Here is a 20782-nt window from a genome sequence, read left to right on the forward strand (position 1 = left end):
CGCCCTCGGCGCCATGCGTACGAGGAACTGACACCGACACTGACCAAGAGAGCGATCACCAGAGCAGATGAGCACCTTCACCACGGCCGACGTCAAGCGGCTCCGCGACGCAACCGGGGCCGGAATGATGGACTGCAAGAATGCCCTCACCGAGGCCGAGGGCGACTTCGACAAGGCGGTCGAGGTACTCCGCGTCAAGGGGGCCGCTAAGGCGGCCAAGCGGGGTGCCGAACGCACCGCCAGCAACGGCATCGTCGTCGCCAAGGACGGCGCCCTCCTCGAGATCAACTGCGAAACCGACTTCGTGGCGAAGAACGAGCAGTTCCAGGCGCTCGGAAACGATCTTGTCGCACTGGCGAGTGCGGCGAAGGTCTCCAGCTCCGACGAGCTCCTCGCCGCGAAGAGCTCAGACGGCAAGACCGCGGCCGAGGCGATCGACGCGCTCGCCGCCGTCATCGGCGAGAAGCTCGCCATCGGGCGGGTTGTGGCATTCGAGGGGAACACCGCGGTCTACCTCCATCGGCGGGCGACCGACCTGCCGCCGCAGGTCGGCGTGCTGGTGGCGTACGAAGGCACCGGTGAGGACGCCGCCAAGGCAGCTGCCATGCAGATCGCGGCGATGCGTCCGGACTATGTCACCCGCGATGACGTACCCGCTGATGTTGTCGAGAGCGAACGCCGGATCGCTGAGGAAACCGCTCGGAACGAAGGCAAGCCGGAGCAGGCACTGCCCCGGATCGTCGAGGGCCGGGTGAACGGTTTCTTCAAGGACGCGGTGCTCGTCGAGCAGCCGTCGGTCCACGACCAGCAGAAGACCGTGGGACAGGCGCTGGCAGAGGCGGGCGTCACCGTGACCCGCTTCGCACGCTTCGAGGTGGGCCAGTAGCACGGAAAGACCACATCGCGCGGATCACCACAATTTCCGCGCGGGACACCACCACAATGCCGACACTCGGGCGGCCGGTACGCACCGTGCGGCCGATGGCCACGTAACGTCGGTGGAGGAGGAGGCGGGGTCGTGGAGGCTGATGTCGTGGGAGTAGCGCTATGACGACCGAAACGGTCCCGGCCTCGCCGGCCCCTGGCACGACTCCGATGCCGTATCGCCGGGTTGTCCTCAAGTTGTCCGGCGAGGTGTTCGGTGGCGGGAAGCTCGGCGTGGATCCTGACGTCGTGGCGAGCATCGCCGCCCAGGTGGCGGAGGTGGTCCGGGACGGGGTGCAGGTGGCGGTCGTCGTCGGAGGCGGCAACTACTTCCGGGGCGCAGAGCTCGAGCAGGGCGGCATGGATCGTGCCCGGGCCGACTACATGGGCATGCTGGGCACCGTCATGAACTGCCTCGCCCTCCAGGACTTCCTGGAGAAGCAGGGCGTGGACACCCGCGTACAGACGGCGATCACGATGGGCCAGATCGCCGAGCCCTACATTCCCCGGCGGGCGATCAGGCACGTCGAGAAGGGCCGGGTGGTCATATTCGGTGCCGGGTCGGGCATGCCGTACTTCTCGACCGATACGGTGGCCGCCCAGCGCGCCCTCGAAGTGGATGCCGAAGTGCTGCTGAAGGCGACGTCGGTCGATGGTGTCTACGACGCCGACCCGAAGGAGGTGCCAGAGGCGCGCAAGTTCGAGCAGGTCAGCTTCGCCGAATGTCTGCGGCGCCGGCTGCGGGTCGCCGACGCGACGGCGTTCAGCTTGTGCATGGAACACAAGTTGCCGATCATCGTCTTCAACCTCCTCCAGGACGGCAATATCGCCCGCGTCGTTCGAGGTGAGAGGATCGGGACGCTCGTCTCGGTTGACCCCTGACCGGGCGGTTCGAATACGGACGGCCCCACGGAGCACCATCGGCTCGTACGCGCGGCGGGTCGGTCCGGCCGGCCGGCGGCCGAACAACGCAAGGACAAGGAGATCGCGACCGTGACCATCGACCAGACTCTCCGCGACGCGGAACAGAAGATGGGCAAGGCCGTCGACTTTGCCAAGGAGGAGTTCGCCGCGATCCGTACGGGCCGTGCGCACCCGGCGATGTTCGCGAAGCTCCAGGCGGACTACTACGGCACGCCGACGCCCATCCAGCAGCTGGCGTCGTTCCACATCCCCGAGGCGCGACTCGTCGTCATCACGCCGTATGACAAGAACGCCCTTGCCGGGATCGAGAAGACGATCCGCGACTCTGACCTGGGCGTGAATCCGGCCAATGACGGTGCCGTGATCCGCATCGCCCTGCCGGAGCTCACCGCCGAACGCCGCAAGGAGTACGCCAAGCTCGCCCGGACCAAGGCCGAGGAGGCCCGGGTGGCGGTGCGCAACATCCGCCGGCACGCGAAGGAGACGCTCGACCGACTGTCCCGCGACGGCGAGGCCGGCGAGGACGACGTCGCCCGAGGCGAGAAGCACCTCGACTCCTCGACGCGCAAGTACGTCAGCCAGATCGATGACCTGCTCAAGCACAAGGAAGAAGAGATCCTCGAGGTCTAGATGGCTAACTCCAAGGGGGCGCCGGCGAAGCGAGCGGCCCACGTGGCGCCCGCCACAGGTGCGGCAGAGCCGCCGGCGGGCACCGTACGCACCCTCCGCGTGAGCCGCCCGTGCGTGACATCGTGACCGCACCGCCTGAGGGAGAAGGCACCGAGAGGCGGCGGTCGTGGCGTACCGGCCGACTCGGCCGCAACCTCACGGCGGCGATCGGTGTGGGTGCGCTGCTTGGAGCGCTTTTCCTCGGGTCGCTGTTCATCGTCAAGGCCGTCTTCGTGGCCTTCGTGGTGGTTGCCGTCGGAGTTGCCGTCATCGAGCTTTCCCTTGCTCTGCGCCCGGCTGGGGTGCAGCTCCCGCGTGTGCCGCTGTTGGCCGGCGTTGTCGGCATGCTGGTCGGTGCGTACGTCGGCCAGACGCCAGCGCTGGCGGGTGCCCTGGGGCTCACGACGCTCGCGATCTGCTTCGGACGGTTGCCTGCCGGGCGGGAGGGATTCGTCCGCGACGTGACGGCCGGGGTGTTCGTCGCGCTCTACGTCCCGTTCCTGGCCGGGTTCGCCCTGCTGCTTCTGCGACCGGACGACGGGCCGTTCCGCGTGTTGATCTTCGTGGCGGTGGCGGTGGCGAGCGATGTCGGCGGCTACGTGGCCGGGGTGTTGTTCGGGCGGCACAAGCTGGCGCCGGAGATCAGCCCCGGCAAGACCGTGGAAGGGCTGATCGGATCGGCGCTGTTCTGCCTGGCCGTCGGCGTGGCAGGGGTGGTGATCCTGCTCGGCGGTTCATGGTGGGCAGGGCTGGTGCTGGGTGTGGCCGCGACCGTCACGGCGACGCTCGGCGACCTGGTGGAGTCGATGCTCAAGCGCGATCTCGGGATCAAGGACATGGGCAGTCTGTTGCCCGGACACGGCGGTGTGATGGACCGGTTGGACTCGCTGCTGCCGACCGCGTTGGTGAGTTGGCTGGTGCTGACCCTGCTCGTCCCTCCGGGCTGAGCATGGTCACCCTCCATCTCGTACGCCATGGAGACGTGGTGCCCGATGCCGGTCCGGCGTCGGGCTGGGTGCTGCATCCGGACGCGGCGACCGGGATCGCCGACCTGCGCGGTTCGGCTGCTCTTCCGGTGTCGGCGAAGTGGTTCTCCTCGCCGGAGCCCAAGGCGTTCCAGACCGCGCGGGCGCTCACCGACGTGACCATCGGCCTGGTGGATGGTCTTCGCGAGATGTCCCGCCCGGCCGAGCGGTGGCGTGGCGCGGATGAGTGGCGCCAGATCGTCCGCCGGTCGATGGAGCAACTGGACCGGCCCGCACTGCCAGACTGGGAGACCGGCCGGGCAACGACGGACCGGGTGGTCGGCGCCGTGGGTCGGATCCGGGAGAGCTGCCCTGACGACGATGTGGTCCTGGTCGGGCACGGAACCGCATGGACGCTCCTCGTTTCGGCACTGACCGGACGACCGCCGGACTTCGAGGCCTGGACCCGACTCCGGATGCCGGACCACTGCGTACTCACACTCGACGATCGCACCACTGGCACCGGCACTCTCGTTGCTGAGTGGGGCCAGTGGGCGCTGGGCAGCGGGTGAAGGTCGGTCGGAAGCATTCGGATGGCCGACGTCGCCCTCCGCAAGCGCCGGTCACGCCTGGACGACGGGGACGAATCCGGTGCCAGGGCGGTAGTGCGGAGACTGGTGCCGGAAGTAGGTGTTGTAGACCTCGCAATACTGGCCGCCGCGCCGCATGAGCGTGGGGTGGTCGCCTTCCTCGACGATCCGCCCGCCGGAGAGGACGACGATCCGGTCGGCGTGCTGGATGGTCGAGAGCCGGTGCGCGATGACGATGGACGTACGCCCGTGCAGGACGACGTCCAGGCCTTCCTGGATCTGGGCCTCGGTGAGCGGATCGACGCTCGCCGTCGCCTCGTCGAGGATGATGATCGCTGGATCCTGGACGAGCAGGCGGGCAAGGGCGACCAGCTGGCGTTGCCCCATCGACAGGGCCTGGCCGTGCTCGCCGACCTCCGTCTCCAGCCCGTTCGGGAGGGCCGCGAGCCAGTCGCCGTTGCCTACCTGGTCGGCGGCCAACCGCACCTCGTCGTCGGTCGCCTCCGGACGTGGATAGCGGATGTTGTCGGCCACCGTGCCGGAGAAGAGGAACGGCACCTGCGGCACGACACCCAGCTGTCGGCGGTAGTCCTGGAGGTCGAAGGACCGGATGTCGCGCCCGTCGAGGTAGATGTGCCCGCCCTGGAACTCGTAGAACCGGGTGATCAGCTTGCCCAGGGTGGACTTGCCGGCGCCGGTGTGGCCGACGAGCGCGACCATCTCGCCCGCCTGGATCGTCATGGTGAAGTCGGACAGGACCGGCTGAGTGGGGTGGTAACCGAAGGTCACGTCGCGGAACTCGATCTGTCCGGTCAGCCGACCGGCCGGCTGGGAGTCGTTCTGCAGGACTCTCGGTGTCGCGTCGACCAGGGCGAAGACCCGTTCGGCGGCCGACAGCCCCTGCTGGAACTGTGACCAGAACGAAGCGATGCTCGTCAGCGGGAACCAGAACAGCGCGACCGCCTGCAGGAAGAGGTACCAGTCGCCGGGTGACACCGAACCGCCCAGCACGCCGCGCCCGCCGACCAGCACCAGGAGCACGGTGCCGAACCCGGCGACGAGGAACAGCAGCGGGAAGATCGCTCCGAAGACCATGCCCTGCCGGACCGTGACCTGGTAGTTCTGCTCGTTGATCGGGAGGAACTCGTCATAGATCGTCTGTTCCTGGCGGAAGTTCTTGGCGACCGCGATTCCGCCCATCGTCTCCTGCACGGTGGAGTTGACCCTGGCGAGAGAGCGCTGGGCGCGGCGGGTGGTGTCGCGGGCGATCCGCCGAAACGCCAGGGCCATGGCGATGACGATCGGGGTGATCGCCAGCGTCAGCAGGGCGAGTCCCACATCGCGGACGAAGAGCAGCGCCGTGACGAAGCCGACCAGGAGCACCTGGCTCAGGAGGTTCATCGTGAGCGTCACGGTGTTGGCGAAGTCGTCGGTGTCGGAGGTGACCCGGCTGACGATCTTGCCGGACGGATTCTCGTCGTAGAAGGACAGGTCGCGCTTGAGGACCGCGGCGAAGGCGTCCTGGCGGATGGTGAGCACGACGTCGCCGGTGACGCGGGCGCTGAGCGCCTGCCGGACATAGTTGGTCGCCCACGCCAGTACGCCGGAGAGGAGGATGAGTGCCACGAGAATGGCCAGGAACGAGTTGGACTGGTCGCCCACGAGCTGGTCGATGCCCCAGCTGATCACCAGCGGCAGCACGGCCTGCAGCGCCGACGTGGCGACGATCATCACCGCGACCACCGTCATGGCCGGGAGCTTGGGCCGGAAGTAGCGCAGGATCCGCCGGACCAGGTCGCGGTCGGCGTAGCGCCGGTCGTAGTCCTCGGCGTCGAGGCCCTCCATGATGAAGCCCATCAGACCTCCTCACCGTCGTAGGCCGGAACGGCCGTCACCACGCGCTCGTCGCCTGCGGCCGGCAGCTGTCCCCACTCCTCGTCCGCGTGGCCGTCCGGGCTGGGGTGTGTGACCTCGTCGTAGTGGGCGAAGATCCGGCGGTAGAGGGGGCAGCGTTCGAGGAGTTCGTCGTGGGTGCCCTGGTCGATGAGCTCGCCCCGCTGGATCAACAACACCTTGTCGGCCCAGCGGATCTGGGAGAGCCGGTGGGTGATGAGCAGGGTGGTACGCCCCTGCAGGATGCGCCGGATCGCGCGCTGGATCTCGTCCTCGGTGGCGCTGTCGATCGCGCTGGTGGAGTCGTCGAGCACCAGGATGCTCGGGTCGGTGAGCAGGGCGCGGGCGATCGCCAGGCGCTGCCGCTGCCCGCCGGACAGGGTGACCCCGCGCTCGCCGATGACCGTGTCGTAGCCCTCGTCGAGCTCTTCGATGAAGCTGTGCGCCTGCGCGTCCTTCGCGGCGCGGATCACCTCGTCCCGGTCCGCGCGCTGGCCGAGACTGAACGCGATGTTCTCGGCGACGGGCCGGGAGAACAGCACGATGTCCTGTTCGATGGTGGAGATCTGCGAACGCAGGGAGTCGAGGGTCCAGTCGCGGACGTCGGTCCCGTCGATCAGGATCCGGCCCTTGTCGGGGTCGTAGATCCGGTTGACGAGCTTGGTCAGGGTGCTCTTGCCCGACCCGGTCTCGCCGACGATCGCGACGGTCTGCCCCGGCTCGGCCCGGAACGACAGGTTGCGCAGCACCGGGTCGTCGCCGTAGCCGAACGACACGTCCTCGAAGACGATTTCGCCGCGCATCCGGCCCTGGTGGCCCTGTGGGTTCTGGTCGAGCTCTGCTTCGTCGTCCATCAGCGTGATGATCCGGCGGGCGCTCACGATCCCGAGCTGGACGAGGGAGAACGTGAAGATCGAGATCATCGTGGGGAACTGCAGCAACCCCATCAGCCCGAGATAGGCCACGAGGTCCCCGAGCGTCAGTTCGCCGCCGCGGTAGAGGACGAGGCCGTGGAGAAGCGCGCCCGCGGTGCCGACCGCGAGCAGGAGCGGCGGAAGGTAGCGGGCCTGCACGAGCCCCTGCTCGACGAAGGAGTCGCGGTAGGCCCGGGCGTTGGTCTCGAACTGGCGGCGCTCCTGTGCCTCCTGCGCGGTCACCTTGACGACCTCGATGCCGCGGACGGCTTCGTTGAGACCGGCGTTGAGGGTGCCGAACTGCTCGCGCATGCGGATGGAGACCGGGTTGAGTCGGCGCATGTAGTGCCGCAGCGACAGCCCGAACGCCACGCCGAACAGCAGGGGCGACAGCAGCAGCCGTGGATCGATCAGCGCGATGAAGACCAGGGGGACGAGTCCCTGCAGCATCGAGTCGACGATCAGGTCGAGACCGGGGGAGACCATCGCGGAGAGCTGGCGGACGTCGTTTGCCGCGCGGGCCATCAGGTCGCCCACCCGCTGACGGGTGTGGAAGGTCTGGCTCTTGCCGAGCAGGCTGGTGTAGAGCTCCTCGCGGGCGTTGCGTTCGAGCCGCTTGGCCAGGATCTCGGTGCACATGCGGGCGGCCAGGTCGAAGACGCCACGCAACAGGACGATGGCGATCAGCGCGACCACGATCAGGACCAGCCGGGACCGCCCGGACTCGCCCCCGGCGAGGACGGCGTCGAAGGCGGCCCCGGTGAGGCCGGGGATCGCGGAGTTGAGAACGACCATGACGAGTGATCCGCCCAGCAGGCCCACGAGGTAGCGCCGGTAACGCCACTGGTGGGACAGGATCCAGCGAATCGGGCTGCGACGGTCGGTGCGGTGCTGGTCGACGACGGTGAACTCTGAGGTGAGGGTGGCCACGAGACGCTGCCTCCGGAAGGGACACGAGGTGGTGGTCGCACGTCGCTTCCGGTGCCGGCGCAGCAAGCGTGAGACGAAGACTGTTCTAGCACGAAGACGGCCGGAATTTCCAACCGAATTTCGCCGAGATCAGGTTGTCGGTGGCCGGTGATAAAGTCTCGGCCGAGCAATGTGCGTAGGCGAATTTACGGCCGAAGAATGTGCCGGCGGACGCCATCCGCCGGCCTCCCGCTAAGGGCCCCGTCGCGCGGTGCCGCTCCCCGGAGCGCGGTCGGTCAGTCGCGTGCCCTCACCCGGTGTACGCCCATCCCGACCACCGTGCGACCTCGATCCGGATGACCGGTCCGGCCGGCGGTTCGGCGGCGTACTGAGCGTACTTCGCGACCAGCCACGACCGCGGTTCGGCAGACTCCTCGGGGGTGTCGAGGATGTGGGCGACACCGTCGCCACGCACCCACCACAGCCGTGTCCAGTCGGCGTCGTCGTACTGATCGACGAGGATGCTCACCTGCGGATTCGCGGCGATCAGTCGCAGTCGGTGGAGCCGTGGCGTCGTCTTCGGCTTGCTGTCGACTGCGGTGACGACGACCGACCCGACGGCGGCGAACGTCACCACCACGACGTGGGGTCGGGCACTCTCGTCGGCCATCGCCAGGTGGGCCGTACGGCCGCCGGCGAAGCGTTCGCGGGCGTCGGCTTCAGCGAGTCGCATCGTGGCGAACCTGCCGCGGGTGTCGGCGTACCGCGCGGGAGATTCCGGCGTGTAGGCGAACGGCTCCGATGAGCATGCAGCGAGCCTATAGCGCCCTCACGCGGACCTTTTCAGGCCTCGCGGAATTCCCGCTCGCGGCGTCGCTCGCAATTCATCGGCGAAACCAATTTCGGCGCGTCAATTGTCCGTACTGGACGCCGCAGGACGTGGGTATTCCGCCATCGAATTTCAGGCCGGCAATTTCGGCGATCGCGCCAACTGCGAGCCGTCCCGGTCCGACCCGATCCGGTATCGGCGACCCTGACATGGCGCGGACGGATTACCGGAGGCGTACGCATGCGAGGATGGCCGACGCCATGTCTGCGCATCCAGATCTCGTCTTCGCGGCGCCCCGGAGGGCGAAGCCGCCACGTCACCTCGCCGACCTCGACCTCGCCGCACGCAAGGATCTCCTGGTGGAGCTGGGTGAGCCGGCCTATCGCGCCCGCCAGCTCTCGACCCACTATTTCGGTCGATTCACCGACAACCCGGGCGAGATGACCGATCTGCCGGCCGGGCGGCGTGAGAAGATCGCCGCCGCCGCGTTGCCGGTCCTGTTGACTCCCGTCCGCACGCTGGCCTGCGACGGCGGCAGCACCGTCAAGTCGGTGTGGCGGCTGTTCGACGGCGCACTGGTCGAGAGCGTGCTGATGCGCTATCCCGGTTCGGGGGCGCAGGCGGCCAGGGTAACGATGTGCGTGTCCAGCCAGGCCGGCTGTGGCATGGCCTGCCCGTTCTGCGCGACCGGCCAGGCGGGACTCACCCGCAACCTGTCGGCGGCGGAGATCGTCGCGCAGGTGGTGGCCGGGGCGAGGATGCTCGCTGGCGGTGAGGTTCCTGGCGGTCCCGCCAGGGTCTCGAACGTCGTCTTCATGGGCATGGGCGAGCCGCTCGCGAGCTACGCGACCGTGCTTTCGGCCGTGCGCCGGCTCACCGACCCGGTTCCTGCCGGGCTCGGCCTGTCCCAGCGGGGCATCACGGTCTCCACCGTCGGCCTCGTGCCGCGGATCCGGCAGCTCACGCAGGAAGGTCTCGCCGTCACCCTGGCCGTGTCACTGCACGCGCCGGACGACGAGCTCCGCGACGAGCTCGTACCGATCAACACCCGCTGGCCGGTTGCCGAGGTCCTGGACGCCGCCTGGGAGTACGCCGCGCAGACCGGCCGCCGCGTGTCGATCGAGTACGCCATGATCCGCGACATCAACGACCAGGCGTGGCGGGCGGATCTGCTTGGCCGCCTGCTGCGCGGCCGGCTGGCGCACGTCAACCTCATCCCGCTCAATCCCACGCCCGGTTCGAAATGGACCGCCTCCGAACCCGAGGACGAGCGGGAGTTCGTACGGCGGCTGGAGGCGCACGGCGTGCCGGTGACCATTCGCGACACCCGCGGCCGGGAGATCGACGGCGCCTGTGGGCAGCTCGCGGCCAAGGAGGCGTGAGCCGGTGGTGCGGCCCGCGTTCCGGCGCTGATGCTCGACTATGACGTCGAGGCGGCCCGCTACGACGACACGAGGGGCGGGGTGGCGCGGGCGGAGGCCGCGGCCGATGCCATCGCCTCCCTCCTTCGGGCCGTGCGGGCTCGGACCGTGCTCGATGTGGCGGGCGGTACCGGTCTCGTCGCTTCCAGGCTGGCCCGCCGCGGCTACGACGCCGTCGTGTGTGACCGGTCGGCCGGAATGCTGGCGCTCGCGGCCGGACGGTGGCCCGGTCGTACGCTCCGGGGCGACGCGACCCGGCTTCCGTTCGCGACCGGTCGAGTCGACGCGGTTGTCGTGGTGTGGTTGTTGCACCTGTTGGCATCGCCGGTCGAGGTGGCCGCGGTGGTGTCCGAGGCGGCCCGGGTGCTCCGGCCGGGCGGGATGCTCGTGTCGACCGTGGACAAGGACGCGGGCCATCCGCCCGACACCGACGTGGAACGGTTGCTCGTGTCGTACGGACGTACGCAGGGCGGCGCCGCGCCCACGGACGCCCGCGGGCAGGTGGAGGTCCTCGCCCGCAAGGCGGGGTTGACACTCCAGGCGGAGGGCGGGTTCGTCGGTCATGGACAGGGCCGGGTCCCAGCCGCCCTGGCCGACGTCCTCGAGTCGTCGTCGCGGTCGTACCAGCACGTCGAACCGCGCCGGAAGGAAGCGCTGATCCGCGACCTCCGCGCACTTCCTGACCCCGACCTGGCCCGGACGCCGCCGACCTACCGGCTGCTGGCCTGGCAGAAGGCCGCGTAGGCCCGCGGGTAGAGTCGCCGCCCGTGTCTGTCGACGACCCCGCTCTCGCACCGGTCCGGCGGCTCGAACCCGACCGGCTCGTCGCGCTCGTCAACGCGCACACCGACGCCCGGCTGACGCTGGTCGGACCCGCGCCGGGCGGCCAGGTGGGCGCGGCGTACGTCCGATGGTCCGACGGGCGCGAGGGAGTCCTGACCTGGCTGCCGGACGGACCGACGGCCCATGTCCGCCGCACCGCGGAGATCCTCGCCCTGGCGAGGGAGCGGGGCCTGCCGGTTCCGGCGTACGACCTGATCGCGGAGGTGCCAGGAGCGCTCGCGATCGTGCAGGAACGCCTGCCCGGCGCACCGCCCTCGCACCCCGACCGCGCTCTGGTCGAGCAGCTGGTGGAGCTCGTGGAAGGGTTCGCCGGGCTGCTCGCCGAGCGACCTGACGTCGAGCGGCCGGACATGTGGCTGCGGGGGAGCGGTCCGGGGTTCTGCCTGCACCGGCCGTTGGAGCTGCACAACGTCCGGACCCGCCGACTCCTGGAGTGGGTACGTACGGTTGGGGCGTCCGAGCCGACGACGATGACCGGTGACGATCTCGTCCACCTCGACTACCACCCGGGCAACGTTCTCGTCGCCGGGTCGATGCCGGCCGGTGGCGGCGCGATCACCGGCATCGTCGACTGGGACGGCATCGGGAGGGGCGACCGGCGGTTCTGCCTGGTGACGCTCCGGTTCGCGATGATGTCGGACCCGACCCTCGGGCGCTGGCTCGACGGGTTGCTGGACGACCTCCTCGACCCGGCGACGCTCCGCCTTTACTGGGCGCACATGAGCCTGCGCCAGGTCGACTGGGCGATCCGGCACTTCTCACCGGGCGACGTGGAGGACTGGCTCGACCTCGCCGAGACCCGGATGGACTCCTGACGGGCACCGCGGCCGCGGCTACCCGGGGAGGGTGAGCCCGCGGACCAGGCCGTCCTGGTCAGCGGTGACGAGAAGGTTGTCGACCAGTGCGGGCGTACTGAAGGTGTTGCTCGGACCCAGCTGGCGCCGGTGTCGGACCTCACCGGACGCCAGGTCGATCCCGACCAGCAGTCCGGTCGCGGCAACGAGCCACGCGAGACCGCCGCTGATCATCGGTCCGGCGTTGAACGCCCGGACGCCGAGCTCGCGTACCCATCGCGCGACACCGGTGGCCGGATCGACGAGGTGGACCTTGCCGCGTTCGTCGACCAGCAGCAGGGAGTCGTCGACGAGGCGAGCCGGCGTGTACATGTGGCTGCCGGCGACCGTCCACGCGGCCGCACCGGTCGCTGCGTCGAGCGCCGTCGCGCTGCTCACTGTCGAGACGAGCACGAGGCCGCCGGGCAGCAGCTCGACCGTGTCGTCCCACGGTCCGTAGAGCAGCCGCCCGTAGACGTCGGACCGAGTGGTCATCGATACCGACCAGAGCTGCTCGCCGGTGGCGGCGTCGAGGGCGTACGCACGGCCGTCGCCGCTGCCGGCATACACCCGGGTCCCGTCACAGGCGACCCGCCCCGCGAAGAACCCGTGCAGGTCGGCCGACCAGCGGGCGCGACCGGTCCGCGTGTCGACCGCGTGGAGCCTGCGTCCCGCCGCGAAGAGGACGAACTCGCCGCCACCGATCGACGCGACGAGCGGACTGCTCAGCACAGGGTCGTCGGGGCTGAACCGCCATCGGACGCGGCCCGATCCCGCGTCGAGCGCGGAGAGGCGATGGTCGGCCGACCCGACGATGACGGTCTCGCCGCCGGAGGCGAACGCCGGACCGCGGTAGGCCGCCCCCACCCTGGCTCGCCACACCACGGCCCGCTTCGTCGCGCGCGGCCGGAACGCCTCGATCTGGCCGGTCGTGCTGGCGGCGACGACCAGGCCGTCGCGTTCGGCGAGGGCGCCCTGCACACTGCCCGGTATCCGGGCCTGCCAGCGGTCGACCGGTGCCCCCGCGGCCGCTGGTACGGAGAGCGTCGCGGTCGCATCGTGGCTCGCCCCTGAGGTCCCGCCCACCCGGACCTGGATCCGGTGGATGCCGGCGGCGAGTCCCGCCACACTGAGCGAGCCCGACCAGGCGCCATCTGTGGGTGCGAGGTCGACCCACGTGCCTGCGCTCCCGCCGCCGAAGACCGCCTGGGGATAGACCTGTGCCCGTACGCCGGCGGCGGGCGCGGACGTGTCGAGCCCGACGGTGACCTGCAGCGCGTCGCCCGTCGGCCCGCCCAGGTCGATCCGCACCGGGCGCAGGCCGCGGTCCGCGCCGTCGCCGCCGAGCGGGATCGTGACCAGCTCACGTCGCGTGTCCGACCCGTCGGCAGCCACCGCCACGGCCCAGACCTGCAGGACCGGATGGCTCGCGTCGCTCGTCCGCTCCACCCAGTAGTAGAACGCGCCATCCTTCACCGCCTCGGCCGCCACCTGGGTGAACCCGTTCGTGCGTACGACCTGTTCGCGGTGGATGTGGCCGGCGAACACGGCCCGCACCGGCAGGTCGGCGACCGTCTCGAAGAACGCGTCCTGGTCATTGACGAAGTAGTGCTCGGCACCGAACGGGTAGTGCAGGAACAGCACGCTCGGCCAGGCACCCCGCAGGTCGTTCGCGATCCACCGCAGGTGCTCCCGCCCGAAGTGGCCTGGCTCCTGCAGCAACTGCGTCGGGTCGAGGCCGGCGACGTGCAGGCCGGCGACGTCGAAGGAGTACGGCGTCGGCCCGAACAGCCGGTGGTAGAGCTCGGCGCCATGCACGTCCCAGCGCATCTCGTGGTTGCCCGGGACGTGCCGCAGCTTCGGCCGAAGGGCGTCCGGAACGGTGGAGAGGTAGGCGTCGTACTCGTCGTCGCCGCCGTAGTCGGTGATGTCGCCGGCGTTGAGGACGAATGCCGGGTTGCCCGCCGCGATCGAGGCGAAGGCGAGGCGCAGCCAACCCAGCCGGGTCCCCTCCACCGGGTTCGCGTGGGTGTCGGTGACGACCGCGAAGGACAGTGGAGCCGCTGCCGGCTCCCGCAGGGTTTCAGCATGTGCCGGGCGATGCCGTGGCAGCGCCTGCGTCCCGAGGACGGTGGCGGCTCCGACCGCTCCCGTGCCGGCCATCCGCAGCACCTTTCGCCGGTCCAGGTGGGGGTTGGCCATGGTTCCTCCGTACGGATGGGCTGATCGCGATCGGCGTCCGGAGGCTAGTCGGTACCGGGAACCCCTTGAATCCGAAAACGGTGAACAGGCCCGAACCGGTCGGTGAAACTACGTTTCGGTGCGCTGCGGAGCCAGTTCGGCCGCCTGGCGGAGGGCTTCGAGCATGCTGCGCTCGTCGGCGGTGCCGGTGCCGGCGATGTCGAACGCGGTGCCATGGTCGACCGACGTACGCACGACCGGCAGCCCCACCGTGATGTTGACACCGGATTCCAGGCCGAGGACCTTCACCGGGCAGTGGCCCTGGTCGTGGTACATCGCGACGACGAGGTCGAAGTCGCCGCGGACCGCCCGGAAGAACACGGTGTCCGCGGGCAGTGGCCCGGTCGCGTCGATGCCGTCGGCCCGGGCGGCGGCGACGCCCGGAGCGACCTTCGCCTCCTCCTCGCCCCGGCCGAAGAGGCCGTTCTCGCCGGCATGCGGGTTGATGCCGCACACCGCGATGCGCGGGCTCGCGATCCCTGACCGGACGAGCGTCTCGTGGCCGCGCCGGATCGTGCGTTCGACCAGGGCGGGATCGATCCGCTCGACCGCGTCGACCAGACCGATGTGCGTCGTGCAGTGCACCACCCGCAGGGTGGGCGCGCTGAGCATCATCGAGACCTCCGGGGTGCCGGTGAGGTCGGCGAGGATCTCGGTGTGGCCCGGAAAGCGGTGGCCGGCGGCGTGGAGCGCCTCCTTGTTGAGCGGTGCCGTGCAGATCGCGTCGACCTCGCCGGCGGTCGCCAGTGCGACGGCGCGTTCGATGCAGCGGTAGGCCGCCTCACCGGCCACGGGTGACAGTTCTCCGAACGGCAGGTCGGCGGGTATCAGCGCGAGGTCGATGCAGTCGATGGTGCCGGGGGTGTACGCGGCGTCCGACGGTTGGGCGACCGGGCGGACGGCGACGTCGAGGCCGCAGATATCGGCCGCTCTGGTGAGCCGGGCCACGTCGCCGATGACGAGGGGGCGAAGCAGGTCGTGGACGTCTGCCCTGGCCAGGGCCTTGACGATGACCTCGGGACCCACCCCGGCGGCGTCGCCCATGGTGATGGCGATGACAGGACGGTTCATCGTTCTCCTTCGGCTCGGGTGAGGACTGCTTCGAGCCTCGCACGGGCGGCGGCCAGAGTGCCCGTGCGCCCGAACGCGCCGGCCTTCGTCACGACCGGGATCGGCCGCGGCCCGATGCTGCGGGACAGGGGGACACCGGGTTCGACCTCGCCGACGAGGTGGAGCGCGGTCGTGCCCCAGGCGCGGAGGACGCCGGTCGCGGTGTCGCCGCCGGTTGCCACCAGGCCGCCCACCAGTGGCGCGCAGGGACGGAGGAGCTGGCCTAGACCGGTGGTGAGATTCGCATCGTCGGTGGCGTCCGGTCGTCCCGCGTCGGCGCCGAGGGTGACGATGACATCGTGTCCCGCGTGCAGGCACGCCATCACCTCCGCGACAGGTGACCCGTCCGGAACGCCTTGCCCTCCGTTCGGTTCGTGCGTACTCCCCAGCGCGGCGACCGGAATCGTGACGTGTGCGACGCCTGCCGCGGCGAGGTGGCCGACCTGTGCGCGGGCGATGACCGCCGTGCTACCGACGACGAGGAGGACCGGGCCGCTGGCCGCGGGTGTGACGTGCCCGCCCCAAGCGGCGGGTAGGACCGGTTTGGTGGTCGCGAGGGCGCTCCCGGTGAGGTCGGCGAGAGCGGTCCCGTCGGTGGTGCCGGTGGAGAGGCCAGTGGAGAGGCCAGTGGAGAGGCCAGTGGAGAGGCCAGTGGAGAGGGTGGCGGCGAGGGTGGCGGCGAGGCCGCCGGAACCCACCCACACCACGCAGGAGTCCAGGTCCGCACCGGCTGCGGCGATCGAGCGCAGGTCCGCGTCGGTCTCGGCGTCGCACACGATCGCCTGGCTCCCGGCGCCGCGATGGGCAGAGAACGCGGCGGCCAGCGCACCGCTGCGTACGTCCGCCAGGTCTGCACGCGCCACGGCGAGGCCGGCGTCGGTGAGCAGGCGGCTGATCGACGGACGCTCCAGTGGTACGCCGTCGACGAGGACCTGCGCGCGGACTGTCGTACGCCCGGTCGCAGGGAAGGCGGGTGTGACGATCGCCACCGCGTCCGGCTCCCACGCTGTCAATGCGGCCTTGACCTCGACCCCGACATGTCCGCGTAGTAGGGAATCGACCTTCTTGTAGAGGGTTCGCACTCTCGACGCGCGGAGTTGGCCGACGATCCGCCGGGTGGTCGCCTCAGCGCGCGGAGGACCGAGCGCCCGGGTGCCGGAGTCGATCGCCAGGACGTCGACCTCCATGGGCGTGCCGGCGTGCTCCTGGTCTGCCCAGGTGACGAGCGCCGAGAGTCCCGAACGTACGAACCCCACCGCCGTGTCAGCGGCTCCGGTCAGATCATCGGCGACGACACCGATCCGGGCCTTCGGGTGAGGCACGGGGGTCACATCCGCCCGTACTGGCGGAGCCGGCGCAGCGGAAGGAGATACCAGAGCAGAGCGAACAGCACGCCGACGCAGCTGGCGAGCACGATCGCGAGCGTGAGACCGAGGACGAGATCGATGACCAGCAGGACCGCGCTGGCGATCGCGAGGAGCAGCGTGGTCATGCCGCAGCGGGCGAACCGGTCGGAGGCGCGGACCACCTCGGGTTTGAGACCCTTGGCGAACAGCATGCGGTGGTAGGCGACCGGGGCCATCAGCAGTGCGGTCGCGGCACAGCAGAGGATCAGCGTGACGATGTAGGTCACCCGCGAGAACGCCGAGGCCTCGGCGAACCGCGGCTGGACCGCCAGGATGAGCAGGAAGCCGAACAGGATCTGCACACCCGTCTGGAGCACCCTTAGCTCGGCGATCAGCTCCTGGAAGTTGCGGTCCGCCCGCTCCAGAGGTGTCTCCCGCCGGTCCGCGCTGGTCGGGTGCTCGTCGCTCGCCACTCCTGCATGATGCCCGCCATGGTGGGGGGAGCCAAGGACCTGCAGGCTCAGGTCACGCAGAACTCGTTGTCCTCGGGATCGCGCGGCGACCAGGCCGCGCCGCTGGGAAACTCCTCGGCAGGCGCGGCAGCGACGGGGAGCGCCGATGACGACCCTCACCCTCGTTCAGGGTGAGTTTCACACTCACCACCGATGGACAGACACTCACCGTGACCGGAGCATGGGACGGCGGACCACATGTGCCTTGTCCAGATGGTCAAGCACATGACCCCCAGCGGTGCGGCACCACTCGCCGGGCTGCGCTTTGCACAGCGGACACGGCCGTGCCAGGATGCGCGCCGTGGTCCCCAAGTCGCCTTCGCTGTAACCGCGTTCGGTGAGTCTGCCGTCCCAGATCCAGTCCAGGACGCCGGTGTCGATTACCCGCTCGTAGCAATCCATGACTTCCCCAGTCCCATCGCGACCAACCCGAAGCCGAGCCCAGCCCAAAACAGAAACCACACGACCTCCCACCTGAGCGACCGCACGTGCTCGCCTCCCGTGTCTTGTCCGCGGCACGGTGAAACCGCCTCCCCCGCGAGACGGATGGGAGAGAACACCACGCACCCGGTTTGGTGTCGCGTAGCGGGCCGGGACCGTCTCGCGACCCAGGGCTGTTCGAGCGGGTCGACCAACCGCCGCGCCACGCCAGCAGACGCTACGGGCAGGTTCGGGCAAGCTTGAAGCAAGTTGCGAGAAGTTGCGATGATTGATCGCAGCGTCGCGAGACGTGGGTCGCTGACCTGCGAGAACATCAATCTGGTAAGGCATACATGGGCGCTCCCTAAGAAACGTCAGCCAGAAGCGTTGACGCGCGAGTGCCCGCGGTCGATGATGAGTCCGCAACTTCCCGCAACCAGAGAGTGGGGTAGAGCCATGCGCCTGACGTTCGTCGCTAAGGATCCCGAGTCGAACCCCACGGGATCACCTACGCTCTACCGCACCGATCGGGGATCTTGGGTAGTGCAAGGATGGGTCGTCAACGACGCTGATGCGCTGGCGCAGGTGGACCTACCCGAGGGTGAGACGTGCGTGGAGATTCCGGACAGGATGATCCGGTTTTTCGGGCAGGGAGACCGTGGCATCGATAACGGATGAAGACTTTGACCGGCTCCTACTGGACTTCGAGCGGGAATCGATTCATCTAGAAACCCGTGACGCCTACGGTACGGCGGTTGAGCTTCCACATATGGCGCAATGGGCCGCAGGTGAGCATGACGACCTGGAATGGCTCCAGGATTGGTGCGCTACCTTGCGCGAGCATGTGAAGGCTGGAAGGTCCATCCGCCGTGCGCGTATTGTGTCAGAGCCACTCAGTGATTACCAGCGCTGGTCGTATGCCATCGCCCATCCCATGGTGGACGCGGGCGAGGACATCCGGTGGGTTCCGCGTAGGCTCGCGTCTTCGATCGCACTGCCCGGCAACGACTTCTACCTATTAGATGATCGGCTGGTTGTGTTCCTGCATTATGCGGGAAATGGCCTTGGCGTCGATAAGGTAACGTCCACAGACCCGCACGATATCAAACTCTGCCGCGATTCGTTCGAGGCAGTTTGGAAGCTAGCAGTACCTCACCGTGAATACGAACCCCTCTAGCTCCCCTAAACGGGCGCGGCAAGCGCTGGGGATTCGCCTTCGGGACTTGCGTAAGGAGGCAGGTTTAACGGGGCGGCAACTGGCGATGGTGACCGGCCAGCACTACACGCGAATCAGCAAGATTGAGAATGGCGTACAGACGCCAACTGACCAGGACATACAGGAATGGTGCCGCGCATGCTCTGCGGACGATCTAGTTCCTGACCTGGTCGCCAGCCTCCGCGCGGTCGAATCCGCCTATCTTGAGTATCGCCGGCAGTCCCGCGCCGGGATGAAACGTGTTCTCGGCGCGCACACGCTACAACGCTATGACCAGACAAGTTTTTTCCGTATCTACGAGCACAACGTTATACCGGGACTGTTCCAAACGGCTGAGTATTCGGCCGCAATGCTATCGTTCTGGATAAAATTCTTGGGAACACCTAACGACGTGGAAGAGGCTGTCGGCGTCCGCATGGAGCGGCAGAAGGTTCTTTATCGGAGCGGAAAACGGTTCGCTGTCCTCCTCGAAGAACAAGCCCTGCGAACATGGTTTGGGACCGCTGAGATACAGGCCGGGCAGCTTGGCCGGCTCCTTGAGCTCATGTCCCTGACGAACGTCTACCTCGGGATTATCCCGCTGATGACTCACCGCGTAGGCGTCCCGTCCGCCGGTTTCTGGATCTTAGATGATGCCCTTGTCGCACTGGAGACGCCAACGGCGAGCATCGAGGTCACGCAGCCATCAGAGATCCAGCTTTACGCGAGAATGTTCGAGGTGCTCAAAGGTTCGGCCCTGCACGGCCGCGAGGCGCGAGCCCTCATCGTCAAGGCCCTTGGTGAGCTGAACGACTGACCAGACATCCCGCGGTGCTCCGGCCGGACGGGTGGGGCGGTGACTTGCAACTCGGGAGTCGGTTTGTCCAGTTTCACCCGCTATGCCAGGCCGTCTGATTGCGGTCGGGATCGGCCGTCCGTACTTCCCCCGCCGGAGGCCGTCGATGCGTCTGTCGGGTTCAGGGTTCGCCGGGCTTGTCTACAGCATTTGCGCAGATGTACGCCAAACACCCCGCCTACCGCGGGGATGATCATGCCTGCCTGATCCTTCTCGGCGCCGCAGGGGGCCAGGGGCCCACGGGAGGGTACGAGAAGTGCGGGGCGGGGCGCGCGAGACAATGGCGCGGCCCGGGACCCCACTGCCTGCCGAGTCCCGATGCGACCCAGAACGACGAGGTTTTCATGAGCACCACCGATTCAGCAGCGGACAGGGCTCCGGCGAGCGCCCCGGGGCTCAGCCCGGTCGGCCCGCTCGGCCCACCGGTCGCAGCCGGCGTCGGCGAGGCCAGGGGGACCGGCGACACCGCCACTCCTCGCGAGTACGTCCTCACCCTCTCCTGCGCCGACCGGCTCGGGATCGTCCACGCGGTGTCCGGCTTCCTCGCCGAACACTCCTGCAACATCGTCGACAGCCAGCAGTTCAGCGACCGGCAGGGTGGCTGCTTCTTCATGCGCGTCCACGTCCAGGCCGAGTCGCCCGAGGTGACCCTCGACGATCTCCAGGTGGGGTTCGCTCCGGTGGGTGCCGAGTTCGGCATGGACTGGCAGGTGCGCGACCTCGCGGTGCGGCAACGCCTGCTGGTTCTCGTCTCCAAGCAGGACCACTGCCTCAACGACCTGCTCTACCGCTGCCGGGTGGGCGCGATCCCGGCCGACATCGCGGCGGTCGTCTCCAACCATCCCGACGCGGGTCCGATGGTGGAGTCGGTCGGCCTGCCGTTCCATCACCTCCCCGTCACCCCGGAGACGAAGCGGGAACAGGAGGAACGCATCCTCGACCTGGTGACCGAACACCAGGTCGACCTGGTGGTCCTGGCCCGCTACATGCAGGTCCTCTCCCACGAACTCTGCGAGAAGCTGGTCGGGCGGGCGATCAACATCCACCACTCGTTCCTGCCGAGCTTCGCCGGTGCCAAGCCCTATCACCAGGCGTACGAACGCGGCGTCAAACTGATCGGCGCCACCGCCCACTACGTGACGGAGGTCCTGGACGAGGGACCGATCATCGAGCAGGAGGTGGCGCGGGTGGACCACTCGCTCACCCCGGCGAAGCTCGCGGCGGTGGGTCGCGACCTGGAGAGTCTCGCGCTCGCCAGGGCAGTGACCTGGCACCTGGAGCACCGGGTCATTCTCAACGACGGGCGGACCGTGGTCTTTCGTTGAGTGGAGTTCAGTCGAGTGGGCTTGCATGACAGACCTTGCGATGACAAGCACCGGACAAGGAGC

At 68.8% G+C, this 20782-nt stretch carries 19 protein-coding genes; 11 read left to right on the forward strand and 8 right to left on the reverse strand.

All coding sequences use genetic code 11. The features are described 5' to 3' along the window. Nucleotides 1-67 precede the first annotated feature (67 nt). The 5 genes from tsf (at nucleotide 68) to ABN028_RS02710 (ending at nucleotide 4054) form a co-directional block, all read left to right on the forward strand. Nucleotides 68-886 carry a translation elongation factor Ts gene (gene tsf / locus ABN028_RS02690; protein ID WP_349326303.1) on the forward strand — a complete coding sequence of 273 codons (819 nt, stop codon included), beginning with the start codon at nucleotides 68-70 and terminating at the stop codon, nucleotides 884-886. 161 nt (nucleotides 887-1047) lie between these two features. After that, nucleotides 1048-1806: a UMP kinase gene (gene pyrH / locus ABN028_RS02695; protein WP_349695500.1), complete on the forward strand. Its 759-nt coding sequence runs from the start codon at nucleotides 1048-1050 to the stop codon at nucleotides 1804-1806. Nucleotides 1807-1923: 117 nt separating this feature from the next. Next, on the forward strand, nucleotides 1924-2478 hold the full coding sequence (gene frr / locus ABN028_RS02700; protein ID WP_349326640.1) for a ribosome recycling factor: 555 nt from the start codon (nucleotides 1924-1926) through the stop codon (nucleotides 2476-2478). Nucleotides 2479-2588: 110 nt separating this feature from the next. Continuing rightward, nucleotides 2589-3464 carry a phosphatidate cytidylyltransferase gene (locus tag ABN028_RS02705; protein ID WP_349326305.1) on the forward strand — a complete coding sequence of 292 codons (876 nt, stop codon included), beginning with the start codon at nucleotides 2589-2591 and terminating at the stop codon, nucleotides 3462-3464. Nucleotides 3465-3466: 2 nt separating this feature from the next. Then, the gene (locus ABN028_RS02710; protein WP_349326306.1) at nucleotides 3467-4054 is read left to right on the forward strand and encodes a histidine phosphatase family protein; all 588 of its coding nucleotides are present in this window, start codon (nucleotides 3467-3469) and stop codon (nucleotides 4052-4054) included. A gap of 51 nt (nucleotides 4055-4105) precedes the next feature. Here the strand turns inward: ABN028_RS02710 and ABN028_RS02715 are convergent, their stop codons facing one another. The 3 genes from ABN028_RS02715 to ABN028_RS02725 all read right to left on the reverse strand — a co-directional run bounded on the left by ABN028_RS02715 (nucleotide 4106) and on the right by ABN028_RS02725 (nucleotide 8521). Next, nucleotides 4106-5929, reverse strand: a complete 1824-nt coding sequence (locus tag ABN028_RS02715) for an ABC transporter ATP-binding protein (protein WP_349326307.1) — start codon at nucleotides 5927-5929, stop codon at nucleotides 4106-4108. Further along, nucleotides 5929-7809, reverse strand: a complete 1881-nt coding sequence (locus ABN028_RS02720) for an ABC transporter ATP-binding protein (RefSeq protein ID WP_349695501.1) — start codon at nucleotides 7807-7809, stop codon at nucleotides 5929-5931. The genes ABN028_RS02715 and ABN028_RS02720 overlap by 1 nt, the downstream gene beginning before the upstream one ends. A 289-nt stretch (nucleotides 7810-8098) precedes the next feature. Beyond that, entirely contained in the window at nucleotides 8099-8521 is a 423-nt protein-coding gene (locus tag ABN028_RS02725) for a TIGR03668 family PPOX class F420-dependent oxidoreductase (protein WP_349326309.1), read from the reverse strand. Between the two features lie 356 nt (nucleotides 8522-8877). Between ABN028_RS02725 and rlmN the strand changes: the two genes are divergently transcribed. From rlmN to ABN028_RS02740, 3 genes are read left to right on the forward strand one after another with little or no spacing between them, the layout of a single operon-like run. Continuing rightward, complete coding sequence (rlmN, locus tag ABN028_RS02730; RefSeq protein ID WP_349326310.1) at nucleotides 8878-9999, forward strand: dual-specificity RNA methyltransferase RlmN; 1122 nt, start codon at nucleotides 8878-8880, stop codon at nucleotides 9997-9999. Nucleotides 10000-10029: 30 nt separating this feature from the next. Next, on the forward strand, nucleotides 10030-10782 hold the full coding sequence (locus ABN028_RS02735) for a class I SAM-dependent methyltransferase (RefSeq protein WP_349695502.1): 753 nt from the start codon (nucleotides 10030-10032) through the stop codon (nucleotides 10780-10782). Between the two features lie 23 nt (nucleotides 10783-10805). Next, on the forward strand, nucleotides 10806-11696 hold the full coding sequence (locus tag ABN028_RS02740) for a phosphotransferase family protein (protein ID WP_349695503.1): 891 nt from the start codon (nucleotides 10806-10808) through the stop codon (nucleotides 11694-11696). Between the two features lie 18 nt (nucleotides 11697-11714). Here ABN028_RS02740 and ABN028_RS02745 read toward each other — a convergent pair whose 3' ends face one another. The 5 genes from ABN028_RS02745 to ABN028_RS35245 all read right to left on the reverse strand — a co-directional run bounded on the left by ABN028_RS02745 (nucleotide 11715) and on the right by ABN028_RS35245 (nucleotide 17694). After that, nucleotides 11715-13916 carry an outer membrane protein assembly factor BamB family protein gene (locus ABN028_RS02745; RefSeq protein ID WP_349695504.1) on the reverse strand — a complete coding sequence of 734 codons (2202 nt, stop codon included), beginning with the start codon at nucleotides 13914-13916 and terminating at the stop codon, nucleotides 11715-11717. Nucleotides 13917-14024: 108 nt separating this feature from the next. Then, the gene (pdxA, locus tag ABN028_RS02750) at nucleotides 14025-15026 is read right to left on the reverse strand and encodes a 4-hydroxythreonine-4-phosphate dehydrogenase PdxA (protein ID WP_349326314.1); all 1002 of its coding nucleotides are present in this window, start codon (nucleotides 15024-15026) and stop codon (nucleotides 14025-14027) included. Next, nucleotides 15023-16387, reverse strand: a complete 1365-nt coding sequence (locus ABN028_RS02755) for a four-carbon acid sugar kinase family protein (protein WP_349695505.1) — start codon at nucleotides 16385-16387, stop codon at nucleotides 15023-15025. The genes pdxA and ABN028_RS02755 overlap by 4 nt, the downstream gene beginning before the upstream one ends. 5 nt (nucleotides 16388-16392) lie before the next feature. Further along, nucleotides 16393-16884, reverse strand: coding sequence for a DUF6328 family protein (locus ABN028_RS02760; RefSeq protein WP_349326316.1), 492 nt, complete (start codon nucleotides 16882-16884; stop codon nucleotides 16393-16395). Nucleotides 16885-17088: 204 nt separating this feature from the next. Then, a complete protein-coding gene (locus ABN028_RS35245; RefSeq protein ID WP_502879159.1) occupies nucleotides 17089-17694 on the reverse strand; it encodes a zinc finger domain-containing protein in 606 nt (201 codons plus the stop codon). 307 nt (nucleotides 17695-18001) lie between these two features. Here ABN028_RS35245 and ABN028_RS02765 point away from each other — a divergent pair, with 307 nt between their 5' ends. The 3 genes from ABN028_RS02765 to purU all read left to right on the forward strand — a co-directional run bounded on the left by ABN028_RS02765 (nucleotide 18002) and on the right by purU (nucleotide 20719). After that, on the forward strand, nucleotides 18002-18520 hold the full coding sequence (locus tag ABN028_RS02765) for a DUF6879 family protein (protein WP_349326317.1): 519 nt from the start codon (nucleotides 18002-18004) through the stop codon (nucleotides 18518-18520). Beyond that, the gene (locus ABN028_RS02770; protein WP_349695506.1) at nucleotides 18501-19355 is read left to right on the forward strand and encodes a helix-turn-helix domain-containing protein; all 855 of its coding nucleotides are present in this window, start codon (nucleotides 18501-18503) and stop codon (nucleotides 19353-19355) included. Before ABN028_RS02765 ends, ABN028_RS02770 begins: the two co-directional genes overlap by 20 nt. Before the next feature lie 383 nt (nucleotides 19356-19738). After that, entirely contained in the window at nucleotides 19739-20719 is a 981-nt protein-coding gene (purU, locus tag ABN028_RS02775) for a formyltetrahydrofolate deformylase (protein ID WP_349695507.1), read from the forward strand. The last annotated feature ends 63 nt before the right edge of the window (nucleotides 20720-20782 follow it).

Origin of the sequence: Actinopolymorpha sp. B17G11, assembly GCF_040196095.1 — a bacterium.
Lineage (GTDB): Bacteria > Actinomycetota > Actinomycetes > Propionibacteriales > Actinopolymorphaceae > Thermasporomyces.